Below are 18,936 nucleotides of genomic sequence, written 5' to 3'. Positions count from 1 at the left end.
CTATTTTGGCACTGCTATGCGGTATGTTACACCCGTTTTGTCATTTTCAATTGAGATAGACGCCTTATGAAGAGTTAAAATACGTTTTACGATGCTGAGACCAATGCCGAATTCGCCTTTCTTCCCTTTATTAAAAGGCTCATAGAGGCTGGAAAGCATCTCATCTTCAATATGCGGTCCGTCATTTTTAATGGTGATAAAGATATTCTGATCATCCTGTTTCATGATGATTTCAATCTTTGTTGCGGCGTAACGGATTTGATTTTCCAGTATGTTCTCTAGAAGCTTGTTCCATTGCTCGGGATCACCCGGCATAAGAATGTCTTCATCTACATCAATTCCCCATGATAATTCTTTTCGCGCCCATTTCAGTCTTTCAATGACTTCTTCTGTCACTTCCATAATACTGAATGTTTCATGTTGTACTTTTTGCTTAGATAAATAATCGAGCTTTGTTAAATATAATAAATCTTTTATTTTTTTCTCCAGCTTAAGGGCTTCGCCTTCAATGACATCTACTGTATTTTCAAGATCTCCTTTAGGAAAAATCCCGTCTTTAATGGACTGGGTGTATCCCCTGATCACCATAACAGGCGTTTTTAAATCGTGTGAAATATTTTGTAAAAGGGTTCTTTCTGTTTCATCCTTTTGCACAAGCTTTTGGCGCATCTCTTCGATGGTATGCCCCAATTTGCCGATTTCATCTTTCCGATCCACTATGACAGGATCATCCCAATCCTGTTCTGAAATTCGTTTGACGTGCTTTTCAAACGAAACGAGAGGCCTTGATAAATATTTCGCAAGCCAAATCGCCGGAATCCAGCTCAATAAAATGACAACCGCTATAATAAACAGCAGCTGTTTGAACAGAGTGAAGGCCAGATCGTCCCGATATGAATCAAGTGCATAGGACAGCATCATGGCGGATTGCCCGTTTACGGAAAGTCCCTTCTTAATGACAAAAAACACTTTTTCGCCATTAATTTCAGCGCTGTATCGTTTCTTTTTGGCTTCCTGTTTATCAGCCAGCTGGTATACCTTATGGATAAAATCAGACGACAGGATTCGTAAATCCTTGTCTGAAGAAGCCGCTTCATTTTCGGGCAGAAGCACGTGCTGAACAGAGCGCACGGTCGTCGGTGCCGTGGCTTCCTCGCTGTAATAGCGCCTTTCGATTGAACCAGGCAGGCGGTACTCGGTCAGCACATGCTGTTCATTTTCAATGGTGGTGTACGTTTCATTGGTGAAAAAATCACGCAGCGTGTTTGAAAATAAAACAAGCAATAAAATCGATATGGCTAACAGGATGCCGGAGATGACAACCCATATTTGAAACGAGAGAGGCTTGTTTTTCATGATGTCATCATCCTGTAGCCAAACCCGTAAATGGTCTCCACTTTGAGTTCAGGCATCTTTTTACGCAGCCTCCGGACAAGATCGTCAACAACGCGGTCAGTTCCAAAGTAATCATGTCCCCATACCTTGACGAGAATATCCTCACGGGAGTATGGATGTCCTTTATGATGGATAAATAAGAGGAGGAGATCAAATTCCTTCGACGTTAAATTAATCAAATTGCCGTTTTCATCATAAACCTCTCGGGCGTCTTCTGCGACCCGATAGGAGGAGACGACAGTTTCGTTCTTTTGTGCGGACGGCGCTTCCTTATAGACAAGCTGCAACAGCTTTTGCACACGTATAATCAGTTCCCGCGGGAGAAATGGTTTTGAAATATAGTCATTGCTTCCAAGCTCTAACCCAAGCACTCTGTCAATATCGGCGTCTCGTGCGGAAATAAAAATGACCGGCACGTCAGGGTCCTTCTCTTTAATTTCTTTTATTAATGTATAGCCGTCAGTATCCGGCAGCATGATATCGAGAATCCACAGGTGGGGAGACGGCGTCATTTTTTTTCTGGCGTCTTCGCCTTTCGTAAAAGATGTAATGTTCCAGCCCTCATTCTCTAAATACTTCGTCAGCAATTCATTCAGATTATCCTCATCCTCAACTAGATAAATGGTATATGACAAGGCTCTTCACATCCTTTCAACGTCATTATAAACTAGTTTTAACATACGGCAGGCAATTTTCATAATTTCACATATTCTTTTCATTTTTATCCCACAATGTTTGTTTATGATGTGTATAAGGGAAGAAAGGAAAAGAAAAGAGCGGGGAAGATGCAGGATGATCAAACATATTCTATTTTGGTGCTTTGCTTTTCTCCTCATTATTGGGACAATTGAACTTGTACATGCGATGAATATGTAACGATAAACGAAAAACCGAATAAGGAGTGTATGCATATGGATTACCGACGTGATGACCAAAACGGGGAACAACAAACGGAACCTTCACATACAGAAAACATGAATACAGCTAACCGGAAGCTGATTGAGCATCCTGAACAAAAATTGCTTGATCAGCCTCATTCTTATGAAGCGGGACGAAAAGAAACGGCTTCCGCTTTAGAAATGGAAAAGAAAGAAACAGCTGTAAAAAAAGAGAAGAAGCGGAGAGCGGCATGGCTGAGCCCGATTTTAGGCGGGATCATCGGCGGCGGACTGATGCTCGGCATCGCGCCTTATTTGCCGTCTGACCATAATCAGACGACCGAGACGGCTTCCGCAAATAAACAGGTGCAATCCGACAATTTTACAACGACACCTGTGACAAACGCGACCAACGTGGCTGATATGGTAGAGGACTTAGAGCCGACGATTGTCGGAATCTCAAATATCCAAACCTCTCATAATAACACATTCGGCACAGAAGGCAGCTCCGGTTCAGAAAGTGAAAGCGGAACAGGGTCAGGGGTTATTTTCAAAAAAGACAATAACAAAGCATATATCATTACAAACAACCACGTAGTGGAAGGAGCGAATAAGCTGACTGTTACCCTGTACAATGGTAAAACGGAGACAGCAAAGCTTGTGGGAAGCGATGCAATTACGGATTTGGCTGTTTTGGAAATCAACAGCAAGAACGTCAAAAAAGTGGCGAGCTTCGGTGATTCTTCGCAGCTGCGCACAGGTGAAAAAGTCATCGCCATCGGTAATCCGCTCGGCCAGCAGTTCTCTGGAACAGTGACACAAGGGATCATTAGCGGACTTAACCGGACGATTGATGTCGATACGACTCAAGGTACCGTTGAAATGAATGTGCTGCAAACAGACGCCGCAATCAATCCGGGAAACAGCGGCGGCCCGTTAATCAATTCAAACGGCCAAGTGATCGGTATCAACAGTCTGAAAGTGAATGAAAGCGGGGTTGAGTCACTCGGTTTTGCGATTCCAAGCAACGATGTAGAGCCAATTGTTGACCAGCTTCTTGAAAACGGAAAAGTGGACCGTCCATTCTTAGGCGTGCAGATGATTGATATGTCACAAGTTCCTGAAACGTACCAGGAAAATACACTCGGCCTGTTTGGGGATCAATTGAGCAAAGGTGTCTACGTCAAAGAAGTTCAAGCAAATTCACCGGCGGCTAAAGCAGGAATGAAACCTGAGGATGTGATTGTCAAATTAAACGGCAAAGATATCCAAAGCAGTGCGGATATCCGTCAAATTCTTTATAAAGATTTAAAAGTCGGAGATAAAACAACAATTCAAGTGATACGCAACGGAAAAACGAAAAACCTGAATGTGACATTGACCAAGAAGACAGAGAGCCTCAGTAGCTAACTGGCAAAAAAGCTGAACCCGAAGAGGGTTCAGCTTTTTTTTAGCCTAGATAAGAGGAAAGCATCCACACTTGTTTTTCGACTTCTTCTATAAGTCCGACAAACAAGTCTGCTGTCGCATTGTCTTGATTTTCTTCCGCAAGGCCGATGACGAATTTAGACTCGCTGCTGATTTGTTTATAGTCGTTCACCAAAGCTTGGACCATTTCTGAAGCTGACGTTTCGTTTCCGTCGTCTGTGATGGATGCTTGCTCAGTGTATTCTTTCAAAGTGGCAACAGGCTGTCCTCCGATAGCCAGCAGGCGCTCAGCAATCGTATCTACAGTTTCCGCCGCGTGGTCATACAGTTCTTCAAATTTTTCATGCAATGTAAAGAAGTGAGGCCCTTTTACATACCAATGAAAACGGTGCAGCTTGGAGTATAGAAGAAACCAGTTTGATAATTGGGTGTTCATTGAATTCTCAACTAATGTCAGGTTTGTTTTTGCGTTTTCGGTTTTCATAATATTACGTCCTCCTTGCGATCTGTTAATTTAATTATATCACATATTAATTAAAAATCAATACTAAATTATAATAATTATAATTTAGTTCGGGTGAATAGTTTTTTCTTCAAGATAGATTCCCAAGCGGACCAAGGAAAAAGTGCACGGAATAGCAGGGTGAGCTTGACGCCTTTTCCGATCGGATAACGCAATTTCTTTACGCGCTGTTTCATCGCTAATTGATAAATGAGGTCGGCAACCTCTTGGGGGTCTCCACTTTCAGCGGCATTTTTTTCAACATAAGAAAGGATCTTTTTATAGTATTGATGATAGGCTGAATCGTCAGCCGGCACAGTCATGTGATTCGATAAAGATGTTGTCCAGATCGATGTCTTGTATGAGCCTGGCTCGATCAGAGCGGTTTCAATGCCGAAAGGAAGCAGCTCCAAGCGCAGACTTTCAGAAAATCCTTCTAATGCATACTTGGAAGCGGCGTAAGGCGACAGTGCCGGAAATCCGGTCAAACCGCTGATACTGCTTACGTTTATAATCTTTGCCCCGCTATGCTTTCTTATGTAAGGCAGGACGGTTTTTGTGACATTGATCAATCCGAAAACATTCGTTTCAAATTGCTTTCTGAAATGCTCCATCGGGACATCCTCGATAAATCCCCCGTAAGCTGTACCCGCGTTATTAACGAGTACATCAATTGGGGCATACGCACTTATGGTTTTTCCAAACGCTTCGATCGAGTGTTCATCAGTGACATCGAGAGCGGTGATGTGAATGGAGTCAGCTACATGATGTTTTGCTGCTAAACCGCGCAGCTGTTCCGCTTTCTCGGGCTGCCTTGCTGTGGCAATGACGAAAAATGACTGAGCCAGTTTGACTGCCGCCAACAGACCAAAACCGCTTGACGCTCCTGTTACGATAGCTATTTTTTTATTCATTTTCCATATCCACCTGTTTGGCGCTACAGCTATTGTACAATGATGCACAGAGAATGACGCCTATAAAAGAAATTTTTATACAATAATTCAGAATTGTTCTATAATAAAATCAAATGAGGAAAGGGGTTTTGAGTCATGGGATTGCAAGGGGTAGACAAAACATGGGATCTGGATTCGTTTTTTAAAGGCGGGAGCCAGTCAGAAGAATTCAAGAGATATATTGAAAAGCTGTCACAAAGCCTGCGTGCATTTCAAGACATGACGGATGCTTTTGAGCCGCCAGAAACGCCGGCTGATGCTGGAAGGCTGACCGCATTGCTCGATGCATTTGAACAAAATTCGGTCAAGCTGCAGCAGGCCGGTGCTTTTGTCTCGTGTCTTCAGGCACAGAACATTAGCGATCAGAAGGCGAATGAGCATAAATCATTCATGCATCAGTTAGTCGCAGATTTTCAGTCCTCCCTTGTCACATTGGATCATAAACTTGTGGAGATTGATCAAGGCGTGTGGGAAGAATTGCTCAAAAAAACCGGGCTGCGAGAGGTATCATACATATTAAATGAAAGAAGAGAACGGGTTGCCGAAAAGCTCAGCCCAGACAAAGAAAAACTGATTGGAAGCCTTGCAGTTGACGGTTATCATGCCTGGGATGATTTATATCATATCGTTGTCGGAAAAATGACCATTCCGTTTGAGGAAAAACAATTATCTGTCGGACAGGCGGAAAACATGATGTCACATCAGGACCGTACTGTCAGGAAAACCGTTTTTGAACGCATCAATCATGCATGGGAGCAGGAACAGGATATTTTCAGCAGCACGCTGAATCATTTGGCGGGATTCCGGCTGGAAACCTACAAAGCGCGGGGATGGCAGGATGTTCTGAAGGAGCCGCTGCAAATCAACCGGATGAAAAAAGAAACGCTGGATACGATGTGGCAGGTCATTATTGAAAATAAGCAGCCGTTCGTTCAGTTTCTCAACCGGAAAGCATCCATGCTTGGTCTCGAAAAGCTCAATTGGTACGACGTTGAGGCACCGATTGGGTCTGCCGGTAAGGAATACTCATACGATGAAGCCGCAAACTTAATCATCAGCCAATTTTCCACGTTTGGACGAAAGTTGTCCGCCTTTACAGAAAAGGCGTTCCGTGACCGCTGGATTGAAGCCGAGGACAGAAGCGGGAAAAGAGTCGGCGGCTTTTGCACAAGCTTTCCTGACAGCGGGGAATCCCGTATCTTCATGACGTTTTCCGGCAGTGCCTCGAACGTCTCAACGCTTGCCCATGAACTCGGGCATGCCTTTCATCAGGAAGCGATGCTCAATGTAAGGCCGTTAAATCGATCCTATGCTATGAATGTAGCGGAAACTGCGTCAACTTTTGCGGAAATGATTGTGGCAGACGCGACTGTCAATCAGGCGGAAACAAAGGAAGAAAAGCTTGTGCTTTTGGAGGATAAAGTGCAAAGAAGCGTTGCTTTCTTTATGAATATCCACGCGAGATTTTTATTTGAAACGAGGTTTTACGAAGAACGAAAGCGGGGAATTGTGCCGGCGGACCGTTTAAATGAGCTGATGGAAGAGGCGCAAAAAGAAGCGTTCTGCGGCGCTTTAGACGAGTATCATCCGCTATTCTGGGCGTCAAAGCTCCACTTTCATATTACGAGAGTGCCGTTTTACAATTACCCTTATACGTTCGGCTATCTGTTTTCTCTCGGCATTTACGCTCTGGCGCTTGAAGAAAAAAACACGTTTGAAGAGAAATATATAGCGCTATTGCGTGATACGGCATCCATGACCGTAGAAGATTTAGCGATGAAGCATTTAGGCGCAGACATCACGAAGAGAGACTTTTGGGAAAATGCCATCAAGCTGGCCGTGCAGGACGCCGAAGCCTTTTTGCAAATGACTGAATCATAAAAGGAAAGCCGGGCGCTGAAGCCCGGCTTTTTCTGTTCTCTTCTCTGAATGAGGATTCCATTCCTTGGACATACCTAAAAGAAATGGAATTCTACAGGGGGGAACCATTATGCATTTGATCAGAGCGGCCGGGGCCGTTTGTCTCGCAGTTGTTCTGATTGCGGGCTGCCGTCTCAATGAAGAACAGCAGCTAGCAGAAGGAGAAAATACGGCAGTTACTCATATGAAATCCGTTCCTTACAGCAATTTTTCGCTTCGCGTCAGCTACGGTGACGGTGAGCATAACCGCTATGAAGGGATATACGAAAAAAACGGAACTCATGAAACGGCAGAAATACAAGATAAGCTCTCTGGCATCAATCAAGAGGGAGAAGAAGCGCTGGATGAGATGAAAATGATTCTAAGCGAGCTGTCCGTGACAGATCAAATGGCTGAGAAAGAAGTGATTCACAGTGTGCTGGCGGCTTTTAACCTTGACAGCCACTATGATCATTTCGACTTAAAAGTGAAGCTTAAGAACGGCACTGTCAGAGAAATTAAAAAATAATCATGTGCTGAAAAACCCATAACCGCCATTTTTGACCAGAAAACTAATTGAAAATGATTTTCAAAGTCACTGTTTTCTGCTACAATGATGGATATATGACCATATCAGAGACTGAATATTGTATCACTTGCATTGATGACAATTTACTTACATGCATGTCTATATAAAACGTGCAATACATAGTGCTGCTAAAAAGCCAGCAAAAAGGAGCGGTTATGGGTATGAGTGCAATTTCTACAGAAACGCTGAGCTTAGGGTACGGGGATGCCGTTATTATTGATGAACTGAATTTAACGATTCCAAAAGGTGAAATTACCGTATTTATCGGCAGCAATGGCTGCGGAAAATCGACACTTTTACGTTCGTTGGCGCGGCTGATGAAGCCGAGAGGCGGTTCAGTGCTATTGGAAGGAAGAGCGATCGCCAAGCTTCCGACAAAGGAAGTCGCAAAGGAGCTTGCCATCCTGCCGCAGGGGCCTTCTGCTCCGGAGGGACTGACGGTGCATCAGCTTGTAAAGCAGGGAAGGTATCCTTATCAAAACTGGCTGAAACAGTGGTCAAAAGAGGATGAGGCAGCTGTAGAGAGAGCGCTAAAAGCCACAAAGCTGGAGGATATGGCTGACCGCGCCGTCGATTCCTTATCAGGCGGGCAGCGCCAGCGGGCTTGGATAGCGATGACACTTGCCCAGGAAACGGATATTATCCTTCTGGATGAACCGACAACGTATTTGGATATGACGCATCAAATTGAAATTCTTGATTTGCTGTTTGAGCTGAATGAGAAGGAACAGCGGACGATCGTCATGGTGCTCCATGATCTGAATTTAGCGTGCCGCTACGCACATCACCTTGTGGCTATTAAAGATAAACAGATTTACGCTGAAGGCCGTCCAGAAGAGGTCATTACTTGTGATCTGGTGCAAAATGTGTTTTCTATGAACTGTCAGGTCACACAGGACCCGCTGTTCGGAACGCCTCTTTGCATTCCTCATGGCCGGGGCAGATGCATTGTCCGGGAAGCGGCTTTTACATCACATGGATAAATAACACGGCTAAAGGAGCTTTCATTAATGAGAAAGCTCCTTGCTGTTTTCTCGAAAGGAAGATGTATGAATGGAACAAAAACTGCAAGAACAGCTGGATGGATTGCTTGAAAAATATACCGAGCTTCTCCTTGGGGAGTCAAATCATGAATTAAAAGAAGAAGTGAAGCAGTGGATTGTGTACACGCATATCGCCAAAAGCATGCCTCCGCTCGCCAAGCATTGGAATACGACATATCCTGACGCAAAGCAGGGCATTAAAGACATCATACAGCATATCAAACAGTTAAATGAAGAGCACCGAAACAAAGAATAGGCTAAAAAAGCAGTCTGCCGCTCATAAACGGCAGACTGCTTTTTGTTATGTTGCGGTTTCATTTGGTGCGAAGGAAGCCATAAAGGTGCGCAGCGCGCTGCTGATAAACGAATCCTTACGGAGAATAAACTCCGTTTTCATCTGTCTGAGAGGTTCAGGGAGCGTGTACAATCGGACCGAACCTTCAGACTCGTGTTTTTGTACAACAGTCCGCGGAAGCAAGGAGATGCCAAGGCCCGCTGTCACCCCGCCAATAATCGCTTCAAGTGTGCCGAACTCCATAATAACCGGCTGTGTGACGCCGGCAGAGTGCAGCCATTTTTCAAGGGTATCTCGGTACGAACAGCCTGTGCTGTAAACGAGAATCGGCTTTGTGATCGCTTCTTCTGCACAGGACACAGATGCAGCGGACACGACTACGGGCTCCTCCTCAAATGCGGGAAAGGACTGGAGCTCAGGATGATTGCATTCACAGCCGATAAACGCGCCATCGAGTTCATACCGAAGAACTTTATCAATTAAAAATTTTGTATGCCCTGTTATTAAAGACAACTGTACGTTTGGATACTCTTCATAATACGAAGCAAGCAGTTTGGGAAGCCTGACGGCGGCGGCTGTCTGAGTGGAACCGATCATCAGCTGTCCGCTCGGCTCAGTTGAGGAAGAGAGCGCTTTGGACGCCTCATCCAGCAGCCCGATAATTTTATTCGTATAATCCAACAGAAGCTTTCCGCTGGAAGAGAGTGTCATGCCTCGATTATGGCGCAAAAAAAGGGTAGTGCCGAGCTCAGCTTCCAATTGCTGAATTCTGGCCGTCACATTTGATTGCACGTAGCCAAGCTGCAGTGCGGCTTTCGTAATTGAGCCTTCACGGGCTACCATTTGAAACACACGTAGATCTCCGCTTTCCATGTTGAATCCCCCGCTCTTTTGCTATCAATCTAAATGATAGCAAGTATCTTTAACAATCATTATACGGAACACCAAACCTGCATTACAATAGGATCAGCAGTTTAGATTTCAAAATATATACAAACAACAAGGAGTGGCGGCAATGGATCTTAAGAACAAAATAGCTCTCGTCACTGGGGGCGGCACGGGAATAGGAAGAGCAGCATGCATTGAATTAGCGAAACGGGGAGCGATTGTTGCAGTGAATTATTCACGCTCTCGTGCTGAGGCTGAGGAAACAGCAGACATCATCAAAAGAGAGGGCGGGCAGGCCGTTGCTATCCAAGCCGATGTGTCCAAAAACAGTGACGTGCAGGACATGGTTCAATCAATAGGAAAGCAATACGGCACGATTGACGTTTTAATCAACAATGCAAGCATTACACAGCATATTCCAATGGATGATCTTGATGCCGCGACAGAGGACGTATGGGACAAGTTATATGCGGTCAATGTCAAAGGAATGTTTTTTTGCGCGAGAGCAGCGGCTCCTTTCATGAAAAAAAGCAAGGCTGGGGCAATCGTTAATATTGGCAGTATCGCGGGGGCAACCGGGGCGGGCTCTTCTATGCCATACGCTGTGTCAAAAGCAGCGGTGCACGGCCTGACAAAATCATTGGCACACGCTTTGGCGCCAGAAATCAGAGTGTGCGGTGTCGCACCCGGAGCTGTTGCGACAAGATGGTGGGCAGGACGTGAAGAAAAAATGAAAAACATGAGCGGCACTTTGCTGTTGCAGCGAATTGCTGAAGCGGGTGATGTGGCACAGCTGATTTGTTCCGTGCTTGAACAGGAATCCCTGACAGGACAAATCATCACGATTGACAGCGGCCAGACGATGTAAAGAAAGGAGCGGCTTGAGAGATGCCATTTGTACAGATTCATTTACGAGCGGGGAGAAGCAAAGAATGGCTTCAAACACTAAGCAGAGCCATTCACCAGTCTATGATCGAAGAAATCAATGTGCCGGCAGATGATTACTTTCAAGTGATCCGGCAATACCAAAAAAGCGAATTTTTTTATGATCTGTGTTATTTACAGGTAGAGCGCACAGATGAACTGATTTACATCCATTTTACATTGAAGGATTCAAGAACAACAGAGCAGAAGAAATCGTTTTACCATTCAGTGGCAAGCCGGATTCATTCGGAGCTCGGTGTAAGAAAAGAAGATGTGTTTATCATGCTGGCTGGAAATCAGGATGAAGATTGGTCCTTTGGGGATGGAAGGGCTCAGATGATCGAATAAAAAAGCCCCGCGGTTATGTCCGCGGGTTGCTCTATTAATGAGAAGGGGATTCAACGGCTTGAGCCGCTTTTTCCTTTTGTTCATCCGTGTTCTTATTCGAAAGCTTAATAGGTCTTATGAATAAGGTAAATACAGCTCCGACAGCGATAAAGATGAGGCCTGCATAAAAAACACTGTGGAGTGAATCCATTAATGATGTTTTTAAAATCGGCACGACATGGGATGAGAAAGCCGCAGGAATTTGTTTGATTGCGTCCGGGCTGAACAGTGATTGCAGCAGCCCTTGCGGATTTGTGTCAATCATGCCCTTTAATTGAGAAGCAAAGGCGTTTGCCTGTGCCGGAAGCGAGTCTAAATATGGAACCAGTTTATCAGTCAGCAAGCTTCCGGATCGGGCGTTCATTATAGCGCCCAGCATGGTAATGCCGAATGTGCCCCCGATAGAACGGAAGAATTGGCTGGAAGAGGTGACGACCCCAAGCTCCTCTTTCGAAAAGCTTTCCTGTAAAGCCAGCGTCAGAATCGGCATAACAAGACCCATTCCAAGACCTATAATGGCCATATAGGATGTTGCGATAAGTTTGCTCGTATCTAGGTCCAATGTGGTTAACAGAAGGAATCCGCCAGCCATAATCAGCATGCCTGTTATGATTTGCGGTTTAATTCCTATTTTGTAAACAAGCTGGCCGCCGATAATGCTTGTGATAATCATTGAGATCATCATTGGTGTCATAATCGTCCCTGATTCAGACGCGCTTACACCGACAATTCCCTGCATAAAGAAAGGAACAAACGTAATTGCGCCAAACATTCCGATACTCATAAAAAAGCCGATCAGGTTCAAAAACGTAAATGTTCTATTTTTAAATAGATACATAGGAAGGATCGGTTCTTTCGCTTTCGACTCAACAATAATAAAGCTCACAATGCCGATCAATGCGAGAGCGAACAAGCCGAGAATCTGCCATGAGCCCCATGCGTAATCTTTTCCGCCGAAGCTTAGGGCAAGAAGAAGGCTGACAACCCCGACAATCATTGTGAAAATCCCGGCGATATCAAAGTTGATCGGACCAGTCTGCTTACGGCCCTGCAATCCTCTGGCGATAAAAATAACGGCAATAATTCCAACAGGAAGGTTAATATAGAAAACCCATTTCCAGTTTAATGAATCAACGATCCAGCCGCCGATTTGCGGACCGATAACAGAAGCAAGTCCGTAAATGGCACCAAAGACCCCTTGGAATTTGGCACGCTGTTTTCCTGTAAATAAGTCACCAATGACAATCATGGCCATCGGCATCATAATACCTCCGCCAATTCCCTGCAAACCGCGGAAAATAATTAATTCTGTCATATTGTTGGCCATTCCGCATAGAGCTGAAGCAGCCATAAAAATAAGCAAACCTGATACATAGACGATCCGGCGCCCCAATAAGTCGGCTAATTTACCGGCGATTGGCACGACCGTTGTTGATGTTAACAAATACGCTGTAGTCAGCCAGGTCATCATGCTTAGACCGCCAAGATCTCCGACGATTTTCGGCATGGCAGTTCCGACAATGGTGCCGTCAAGGGCTGAGAAAAACATGGCAATGATTAAGCCGGTTATTAATAAAGTCCGTTTTGATTGTTTTCCTTCATTACTCATTTCATCCATTTCCTCTTTTCCTAATTTACTTTTCATTGGTTTCGGCAGCAGCTTGTGCCAGCTTTTTCGTAATATGTGCTGCCTGCATCATTTCTTCATCTGTCAGGTAGGAAAGGTATCGTGCCATTATGGCTTTTCTGCCCGCCAAAACGTCCTCGAACTTTCTGTCTCCTTCATCGGTAAGGCTGATATTAATGACTCGCCTGTCTTGTGTATTGTGTTTTCTGACGATCAGATTTTTTTGTTCAAGGCGGTCTGCCATTAACGTAACCGCGCTAGGCTTGACCTCCATCCGTTCGGCAATTTCAGAAATTTTAAGGCTGCCATTCTTTTTTAAGCTCGCGAGCACAAACAGCTGCGCGGGGGTAACCCCTTGTTTCTCCATGCTATCCAACATTTCAGGCTGTATCTTTTGAAAGAGCGTCTGAAGCGATAATTGAATATCAGACATTAACTGATCCGCACTCTTCATCTTCATTTCTCCTCTTTAATATAACTATTGTTTATATTTAATGCATTAAAATAGTTAATGCTTATTAAATATAAATAAGTATTAATAAAAAGTCAACTGATTTTACTCACAAAAAAAGGATAGATGCCAGTAAAGCACATCGTACCCTTTTGCTGATCTGATTGATAAACTTTATTGCTGATAAGGAGACTGCTGCTGAATGGTCTGCTGGAACTTTTGATAGGATTGCTGCAGCTTTTGGGCGTCCTCTGCTTCAACAGCATACCACCCATATTGGAACATGAGATCATACAGTTTTCTTTGCGCTTTTTGTGACTCATCAAAAATGGTTTGAATATCCTGATAGAGAGATTCATGGCTGAACTCGTGCAGAGCAGTGCAATACGCAGTGGTCATGTATTTTTCTGTTGTCAAAAGCTCATTGACGAAATCTCGGTCATTCATTTCTGATGTAGTCGGCACTGGTGTTTGCGGGTTGCTGATTTTCTGATTTTGCTGATTCATTTTGGCGCCTCCTTATTGGATGTAGCCGGACTGCTGCTGGCCTGGCTGCAGGTGCTTTAAGATTCTTTGATAGTGATCGTGATGCATATGTCCGACGCGGTCTAGTTCTTGTTTTAATGTTTGATCCTGGCACTGCTGCGCCATAAAATGCGCTTTTTTCATCGCGAGCAGATTCCAGTTCAGCATGTCATTCAGATACAAATGATCCTTTGTTGAAATGACAGAGGGCGGCATTTGAGATTGCTGCTGATTGTTCATTGTAATCCTCCTTTGCGTTCTATTCGTTTTATGTTTCCTTCAGTATGGGAGTTATATACAGGTGTTTTGAAGAAGGCTGTATCGTCAGGAGGAATTGGATGTTGAGACATATGTTTTTATTCTTATCTCAAAATAAAACGCTCACCAAACTTGCCAAAGCATACGGATCACGGCTGGGGGCGCGGAGATTTGTCGCGGGGGACACGATTGAATCGGCTGTTCGGACCATTAAAAAGCTGAATCAATCCGGTTTGTGCACAACCATTGATTATTTAGGCGAGTATGCGGCTACACATAAAGAAGCAAGTCGAGTCGCGGCAGAATGCAAGAAGGCCATTCAAGCGATTGCCGAACACCGGTTAGATTCCGAGCTTTCCCTTAAGCTGACGTCATTAGGGCTCGATATTTCAGAAGAGCTGGCGGTTTCACATTTGCGTGACATTTTATCTTCTGCGAAGGAAAATGGCGTGGCTGTGACGATCGATATGGAGGACTACCCACATTATGAACAGACACTTGCCATCTACAGGCAGTGCAAGCAGGAATTTGACATGCTGGGTACGGTGATACAGGCGTATCTTTACCGGGCGGCAGAAGATATCCGTAAGCTGCATGATCTGAAGCCGAATCTCAGACTCGTCAAAGGCGCTTACAAGGAATCTGCGGCTGTTGCGTTCCCTGATAAAAAAGGAACAGACCTTCACTTCCAGAGCTTGATTAAACTGCAGCTGCTGAGCGGGAACTATACTGCCGTCGCTACACACGATGATGACATCATTGCGTTTACGAAGAAACTCGTTGCCGATCATGATATCCCGTTGTCCCAATTTGAGTTTCAAATGCTTTATGGCATCAGGCCGGAGCGGCAGAAGGAACTCGTGAAGGAAGGGTACAAGATGCGTGTGTATGTCCCGTATGGAACCGATTGGTTTAGTTACTTTATGAGAAGAATCGCCGAAAGACCCGCTAATGCGGCTTTTGTGTTAAAAGGGATTTTCAAAAAGTGAAAGCAGCCGCGGGACGCGGGCTGCATTGTTATTGTTCCATGTTATGTTTCTTATACTGCTGATTTTGGCTTGTCCGTTTTCCGCCGCCGTAATGCTGTGTCGGACCGGCATCTCCTTTTACGCTCGCCGCGCTTACTGCTGCTGAAGACGGGTTCTTTTTTTCTCTCACCATTCCCTTCACCTCCGGGTTTAAGTTTCCCGTCTTCTATCTGCTTCATACAAAAAAATAACAAATTAGCTATTGAAGTCGAAACAAAAATCTTTTATGATGAAAGAAGAAACGGGTTTCCATTTTTTTTGACCAAAAAATGAATGATTATTCATTCAACGCTCAAGGGGGATGTCTCATGCACAAACACATTCAAAAAGCAGCCGTTTTAGGATCGGGGGTTATGGGTTCCGGTATTGCTGCGCATTTGGCTAACATCGGAATTCCGGTCCTGCTGCTTGATATTGTGCCGAACGATTTAACGAAGGAAGAGGAGAAAAAGGGGCTGACCAAGGAAAGTCCAGAGGTGCGCAGCAGGCTGAGCAGATCTGCGGTGAAAAAGCTGCTGAAACAAAAGCCCGCCCCTCTTACGTCAGCACAAAACACCGCTTATATTACTCCCGGCAATCTAGAAGATGATGTCGAGAAGCTGAAGGAAGCTGATTGGATTATTGAGGTCGTTGTCGAAAATCTTGAGGTCAAAAAGAAGATTTTCTCTCTCGTGGATGAGCATCGGAAACCGGGCAGCATCGTCTCGAGCAACACGTCCGGCATCTCAGTGCAGGCGATGGCTGAAGGCAGGTCTGATGATTTTAAAGCTCATTTTCTCGGAACGCATTTTTTTAACCCGGCGCGATATTTAAAGCTGCTGGAGATCATTCCGATTAAGGAAACTGATCCTGACATCCTGGCGTTTATGACATCCTTCGGTGAAAATGTCCTCGGCAAAGGTGTGGTCACAGCTAAGGACACACCAAATTTTATCGCAAACCGAATCGGGACGTACGGACTTCTCATTACGGTTCAAGAAATGCTGGAAGGCGGCTATCAGGTCGGAGAAGTCGATTCCATCACAGGCCCGCTGATCGGAAGACCGAAAAGCGCAACCTTCAGAACGCTGGATGTTGTCGGCCTCGATACTTTTGCCCACGTCGCCCGAAACGTGTATGACAAAGCAGAGGGAGACGAAAAAGAAGTATTTCGCCTGCCTGACTTCATGAATGACATGCTGCAAAAAGGCTGGATCGGAAGCAAATCCGGTCAAGGCTTTTATAAAAAAGAAGGAAAAACGATTTATGAGCTTGATCCGATGACGCTTACTTACGGAGAACGGACAAAGATGAAAACGCCGGCTCTTGAAGCGGCAAAACAGGCTAAAGGGACAAAAGCCAAAATGAAAGCGCTTATTTATTCGGAAGACAGGGCTGGCCGGCTGCTGTGGAATATTACGTCGCAAACGCTGCTTTACTCAGCCCAGCTGCTCGGAGAAATCGCCGACGATATTCATGCAATTGACCAAGCTATGAAATGGGGATTCGGCTGGGAACTGGGGCCATTCGAAATCTGGGACGCAATCGGTCTCAGACAGTCGGCGGAAAAGCTTGAACAGCATGGAGGGGAGATTCCTGGCTGGATAAAAGATATGCTGGACAAAGGGAATGAAACTTTCTACATCAGAGAAAACGGAACAGTGCTTTATTACGAAAGCGGCGAATACAGAGCCGTAAAAGAAAACAAGAAACGCATCCATTTACAGTCAGTTAAAGAAACAAACGGCGTCATTGCGAAAAACAGCGGAGCGAGCTTGATCGATCTTGGTGACGATGTAGCGCTTCTGGAATTTCACTCGAAAAGCAATGCCATCGGGCTCGACATCATTCAAATGATCAACAAAGCATTGGAAGAAACAGAGCGGAATTACAAAGGGCTTGTCATCGGCAATCAAGGAAAAAATTTCTGCGTGGGCGCCAATCTTGCCATGATCTTAATGGAAGTGCAGGATGACAACTTTATGGAAGTTGATTTGGTGATACGGCGTTTTCAAGAGACAATGATGAACATCAAATACAGCACGAAACCTGTTGTTGCCGCTCCATTCGGCATGACGCTCGGCGGAGGGACGGAAGTGTGTCTCCCTGCTGCACGGATACAAGCGGCAAGCGAAGCCTATATGGGACTTGTGGAATCAGGAGTCGGCCTCATCCCTGGAGGAGGGGGCAATAAAGAACTGTACATCAATCATCTTCGCCGCGGTCTTGATCCGATGAATGCGGCCATAAAAACTTTTGAAACGATTGCAATGGCTAAGGTGTCAACTTCCGCCCAAGAGGCACGGGAACTGAATATTTTAAAAGAGGCTGACCGTATCAGCACTAACCAGGATCACCTCCTGTACGATGCAAAGCAGCTAGCCGCCTCTTTATACGATACCGGCTGGCGGCCGCCTGTAAAAGAAAAGGTCAAGGTGGCGGGGGAAACAGGCTATGCCGCGCTTCTGCTCGGTGCAGAGCAAATGAGGCTGTCCGGCTACCTATCTGAGCATGATATGAAAATTGCAAAAAAACTCGCTTTTGTGATTGCCGGCGGAAAAGTGCCGTTCGGTACAGAGGTGGATGAAGAGTATTTATTAGAAATTGAGAGAGAAGCGTTTTTAAGTCTGGCAGGCGAGGCGAAATCTCAGGCGAGAATGCAGCATATGCTGGTGAAAGGCAAACCTTTACGGAACTAGGAGGGAGTTTATGAAAGAGGCAGTCATTGTGGCAGGAGCAAGAACACCGGTTGGGAAAGCGAAAAAAGGATCATTGGCCACCGTTCGCCCGGATGATTTGGGAGCCATTTGCGTGAAAGAAACGCTGAAACGAGCAGGCGGCTACGAGGGCAATATTGACGATTTAATTATAGGCTGTGCGACACCTGAAGCGGAACAGGGGCTCAATATGGCGAGAAATATCGGCGCGCTTGCGGGTCTGCCATATACGGTGCCGGCGATTACAGTCAACCGCTACTGTTCCTCAGGTCTTCAGTCCATCGCATATGCGGCAGAAAAAATTATGCTTGGCGCTTACGATACAGCCATTGCAGGCGGAGCAGAATCCATGTCACAGGTTCCGATGATGGGGCATGTGACCCGTCCGAACCTCATATTGGCCGAAAAAGCGCCGGAGTATTACATGAGCATGGGACACACAGCAGAACAGGTTGCGAAAAAATACGGCGTTTCCCGTGAAGATCAGGATGCTTTTGCAGTGCGCAGTCACCAGAAAGCTGCCAAAGCTCTTGCAGAGGGGAAATTTAAAGATGAAATTGTCCCAGTCGAAGTCAGAGTGACAGAAATCGGCGAAAACCATAAGCCTCAGGAAAAACATACAGTTTTTTCTCAGGATGAAGGTATACGCCCGCAAACGACCGCAGATATTTTAGCCACATTGCGCCCGGCCTTTTCCGTTGACGGAACAGTCACTGCCGGAAATTCCTCGCAAACTAGTGACGGGGCGGCGGCTGTCATGCTGATGGATCGCGAAAAAGCGGATGCGCTTGGTTTGGCGCCGCTTGTCAAATTCCGTTCCTTTGCCGTTGGCGGGGTGCCGCCGGAAGTCATGGGCATCGGACCCGTCGAAGCCATTCCGCGTGCACTGAAGCTTGCCGGGCTTCAACTGCAGGACATTGGGCTGTTTGAATTGAACGAAGCGTTTGCATCACAAGCCATCCAAGTCATCAGGGAGCTGGGGATTGATGAGGAGAAAGTGAATGTCAATGGAGGCGCTATCGCACTCGGGCACCCGCTTGGATGTACGGGCACAAAGCTTACACTCTCACTGATTCACGAAATGAAACGGAGAAACGAGCAATTTGGAGTCGTCACAATGTGTATCGGCGGCGGGATGGGAGCAGCCGGCGTATTTGAACTATGCTAAAG

At 45.5% G+C, this 18,936-nt stretch carries 19 protein-coding genes and 1 pseudogene; 10 read left to right on the top strand and 10 right to left on the bottom strand.

All coding sequences use genetic code 11. The features are described from left to right. Complete coding sequence (gene cssS, locus HC660_RS16625) at positions 1 to 1,356, bottom strand: two-component system sensor histidine kinase CssS (RefSeq protein WP_010331824.1); 1,356 nt, start codon at positions 1,354 to 1,356, stop codon at positions 1 to 3. After that, positions 1,353 to 2,030 carry a two-component system response regulator CssR gene (gene cssR / locus HC660_RS16620; RefSeq protein WP_168748709.1) on the bottom strand — a complete coding sequence of 226 codons (678 nt, stop codon included), beginning with the start codon at positions 2,028 to 2,030 and terminating at the stop codon, positions 1,353 to 1,355. The genes cssS and cssR overlap by 4 nt, the downstream gene beginning before the upstream one ends. Before the next feature lie 276 nt (positions 2,031 to 2,306). On the opposite strand from cssR, the gene HC660_RS16615 reads away from it, so the two are divergent. Next, a complete protein-coding gene (locus tag HC660_RS16615) occupies positions 2,307 to 3,683 on the top strand; it encodes a serine protease Do-like protein HtrB (protein WP_168748708.1) in 1,377 nt (458 codons plus the stop codon). Between the two features lie 40 nt (positions 3,684 to 3,723). Here HC660_RS16615 and mrgA read toward each other — a convergent pair whose 3' ends face one another. Together mrgA and HC660_RS16605 are read right to left on the bottom strand one after the other, a co-directional pair. Continuing rightward, complete coding sequence (gene mrgA, locus HC660_RS16610; protein WP_168748707.1) at positions 3,724 to 4,185, bottom strand: metalloregulation DNA-binding stress protein MgrA; 462 nt, start codon at positions 4,183 to 4,185, stop codon at positions 3,724 to 3,726. Positions 4,186 to 4,262: 77 nt separating this feature from the next. Next, the gene (locus HC660_RS16605) at positions 4,263 to 5,117 is read right to left on the bottom strand and encodes an oxidoreductase (protein WP_168748706.1); all 855 of its coding nucleotides are present in this window, start codon (positions 5,115 to 5,117) and stop codon (positions 4,263 to 4,265) included. A gap of 135 nt (positions 5,118 to 5,252) precedes the next feature. Between HC660_RS16605 and HC660_RS16600 the strand changes: the two genes are divergently transcribed. The 4 genes and pseudogenes from HC660_RS16600 (at position 5,253) to HC660_RS16585 (ending at position 8,943) form a co-directional block, all read left to right on the top strand. Next, positions 5,253 to 7,037, top strand: a complete 1,785-nt coding sequence (locus tag HC660_RS16600) for a M3 family oligoendopeptidase (protein ID WP_168748705.1) — start codon at positions 5,253 to 5,255, stop codon at positions 7,035 to 7,037. A gap of 109 nt (positions 7,038 to 7,146) precedes the next feature. Next, positions 7,147 to 7,584 (top strand): YusW family protein, encoded by a 438-nt coding sequence (locus tag HC660_RS16595; protein ID WP_010331818.1) that lies wholly within the window; start codon positions 7,147 to 7,149, stop codon positions 7,582 to 7,584. Between the two features lie 215 nt (positions 7,585 to 7,799). Beyond that, positions 7,800 to 8,627, top strand: coding sequence for an ABC transporter ATP-binding protein (locus tag HC660_RS16590; protein ID WP_081638363.1), 828 nt, complete (start codon positions 7,800 to 7,802; stop codon positions 8,625 to 8,627). Between the two features lie 27 nt (positions 8,628 to 8,654). Continuing rightward, positions 8,655 to 8,943: pseudogene (locus tag HC660_RS16585) on the top strand (YusU family protein). Between the two features lie 45 nt (positions 8,944 to 8,988). Here the strand turns inward: HC660_RS16585 and HC660_RS16580 are convergent. Next, positions 8,989 to 9,855: a LysR family transcriptional regulator gene (locus HC660_RS16580; protein WP_168748703.1), complete on the bottom strand. Its 867-nt coding sequence runs from the start codon at positions 9,853 to 9,855 to the stop codon at positions 8,989 to 8,991. A gap of 142 nt (positions 9,856 to 9,997) precedes the next feature. Here HC660_RS16580 and HC660_RS16575 point away from each other — a divergent pair, with 142 nt between their 5' ends. Continuing rightward, positions 9,998 to 10,738 (top strand): SDR family NAD(P)-dependent oxidoreductase, encoded by a 741-nt coding sequence (locus HC660_RS16575; protein ID WP_168748702.1) that lies wholly within the window; start codon positions 9,998 to 10,000, stop codon positions 10,736 to 10,738. Between the two features lie 20 nt (positions 10,739 to 10,758). After that, entirely contained in the window at positions 10,759 to 11,142 is a 384-nt protein-coding gene (locus tag HC660_RS16570; protein WP_168748701.1) for a tautomerase family protein, read from the top strand. 34 nt (positions 11,143 to 11,176) lie between these two features. On the opposite strand, the gene mdtP is transcribed toward HC660_RS16570, so the two are convergent. The 4 genes from mdtP to HC660_RS16550 all read right to left on the bottom strand — a co-directional run bounded on the left by mdtP (position 11,177) and on the right by HC660_RS16550 (position 14,024). Beyond that, positions 11,177 to 12,799 carry a multidrug efflux MFS transporter MdtP gene (gene mdtP / locus HC660_RS16565; protein ID WP_211090766.1) on the bottom strand — a complete coding sequence of 541 codons (1,623 nt, stop codon included), beginning with the start codon at positions 12,797 to 12,799 and terminating at the stop codon, positions 11,177 to 11,179. 16 nt (positions 12,800 to 12,815) lie between these two features. After that, positions 12,816 to 13,262 (bottom strand): MarR family transcriptional regulator, encoded by a 447-nt coding sequence (locus HC660_RS16560; RefSeq protein ID WP_010331810.1) that lies wholly within the window; start codon positions 13,260 to 13,262, stop codon positions 12,816 to 12,818. Between the two features lie 171 nt (positions 13,263 to 13,433). Then, on the bottom strand, positions 13,434 to 13,766 hold the full coding sequence (locus HC660_RS16555; RefSeq protein WP_010331809.1) for a spore coat protein: 333 nt from the start codon (positions 13,764 to 13,766) through the stop codon (positions 13,434 to 13,436). A 12-nt stretch (positions 13,767 to 13,778) separates the two neighbouring features. Next, on the bottom strand, positions 13,779 to 14,024 hold the full coding sequence (locus HC660_RS16550; RefSeq protein WP_010331808.1) for a hypothetical protein: 246 nt from the start codon (positions 14,022 to 14,024) through the stop codon (positions 13,779 to 13,781). A 98-nt stretch (positions 14,025 to 14,122) separates the two neighbouring features. Between HC660_RS16550 and HC660_RS16545 the strand changes: the two genes are divergently transcribed. Next, positions 14,123 to 15,031 carry a proline dehydrogenase family protein gene (locus HC660_RS16545; RefSeq protein WP_168748700.1) on the top strand — a complete coding sequence of 303 codons (909 nt, stop codon included), beginning with the start codon at positions 14,123 to 14,125 and terminating at the stop codon, positions 15,029 to 15,031. Between the two features lie 28 nt (positions 15,032 to 15,059). Here the strand turns inward: HC660_RS16545 and HC660_RS16540 are convergent, their stop codons facing one another. Further along, positions 15,060 to 15,203, bottom strand: a complete 144-nt coding sequence (locus tag HC660_RS16540) for a YuzL family protein (protein WP_010331806.1) — start codon at positions 15,201 to 15,203, stop codon at positions 15,060 to 15,062. 175 nt (positions 15,204 to 15,378) lie between these two features. Between HC660_RS16540 and HC660_RS16535 the strand changes: the two genes are divergently transcribed. Then, entirely contained in the window at positions 15,379 to 17,748 is a 2,370-nt protein-coding gene (locus tag HC660_RS16535) for a 3-hydroxyacyl-CoA dehydrogenase/enoyl-CoA hydratase family protein (protein WP_168748699.1), read from the top strand. A gap of 10 nt (positions 17,749 to 17,758) precedes the next feature. Then, a complete protein-coding gene (locus HC660_RS16530) occupies positions 17,759 to 18,934 on the top strand; it encodes an acetyl-CoA C-acetyltransferase (protein WP_168748698.1) in 1,176 nt (391 codons plus the stop codon). The last annotated feature ends 2 nt before the right edge of the window (positions 18,935 to 18,936 follow it).

It is taken from the genome of Bacillus mojavensis (genome assembly GCF_012648005.1).
GTDB lineage: Bacteria > Bacillota > Bacilli > Bacillales > Bacillaceae > Bacillus > Bacillus mojavensis.
Note: the sequence above shows the minus strand (reverse complement) of the source record. Positions and strands in the feature narration are given on the sequence as shown.

Coding starts and splice junctions, on each gene's coding strand:
- HC660_RS16545 (WP_168748700.1), top strand. CDS start 14,123: ATGTTGAGACATATGTTTTTATTCTTATCTCAAAATAAAACGCTCACC.
- HC660_RS16540 (WP_010331806.1), bottom strand. CDS start 15,203: ATGGTGAGAGAAAAAAAGAACCCGTCTTCAGCAGCAGTAAGCGCGGCG.
- HC660_RS16530 (WP_168748698.1), top strand. CDS start 17,759: ATGAAAGAGGCAGTCATTGTGGCAGGAGCAAGAACACCGGTTGGGAAA.
- HC660_RS16615 (WP_168748708.1), top strand. CDS start 2,307: ATGGATTACCGACGTGATGACCAAAACGGGGAACAACAAACGGAACCT.
- HC660_RS16550 (WP_010331808.1), bottom strand. CDS start 14,024: ATGAACAATCAGCAGCAATCTCAAATGCCGCCCTCTGTCATTTCAACA.
- mdtP (WP_211090766.1), bottom strand. CDS start 12,799: ATGGATGAAATGAGTAATGAAGGAAAACAATCAAAACGGACTTTATTA.
- HC660_RS16570 (WP_168748701.1), top strand. CDS start 10,759: ATGCCATTTGTACAGATTCATTTACGAGCGGGGAGAAGCAAAGAATGG.
- mrgA (WP_168748707.1), bottom strand. CDS start 4,185: ATGAAAACCGAAAACGCAAAAACAAACCTGACATTAGTTGAGAATTCA.
- HC660_RS16555 (WP_010331809.1), bottom strand. CDS start 13,766: ATGAATCAGCAAAATCAGAAAATCAGCAACCCGCAAACACCAGTGCCG.
- HC660_RS16600 (WP_168748705.1), top strand. CDS start 5,253: ATGGGATTGCAAGGGGTAGACAAAACATGGGATCTGGATTCGTTTTTT.
- HC660_RS16535 (WP_168748699.1), top strand. CDS start 15,379: ATGCACAAACACATTCAAAAAGCAGCCGTTTTAGGATCGGGGGTTATG.
- HC660_RS16560 (WP_010331810.1), bottom strand. CDS start 13,262: ATGAAGAGTGCGGATCAGTTAATGTCTGATATTCAATTATCGCTTCAG.
- cssS (WP_010331824.1), bottom strand. CDS start 1,356: ATGAAAAACAAGCCTCTCTCGTTTCAAATATGGGTTGTCATCTCCGGC.
- HC660_RS16605 (WP_168748706.1), bottom strand. CDS start 5,117: ATGAATAAAAAAATAGCTATCGTAACAGGAGCGTCAAGCGGTTTTGGT.
- HC660_RS16575 (WP_168748702.1), top strand. CDS start 9,998: ATGGATCTTAAGAACAAAATAGCTCTCGTCACTGGGGGCGGCACGGGA.
- HC660_RS16595 (WP_010331818.1), top strand. CDS start 7,147: ATGCATTTGATCAGAGCGGCCGGGGCCGTTTGTCTCGCAGTTGTTCTG.
- HC660_RS16590 (WP_081638363.1), top strand. CDS start 7,800: ATGGGTATGAGTGCAATTTCTACAGAAACGCTGAGCTTAGGGTACGGG.
- HC660_RS16580 (WP_168748703.1), bottom strand. CDS start 9,855: ATGGAAAGCGGAGATCTACGTGTGTTTCAAATGGTAGCCCGTGAAGGC.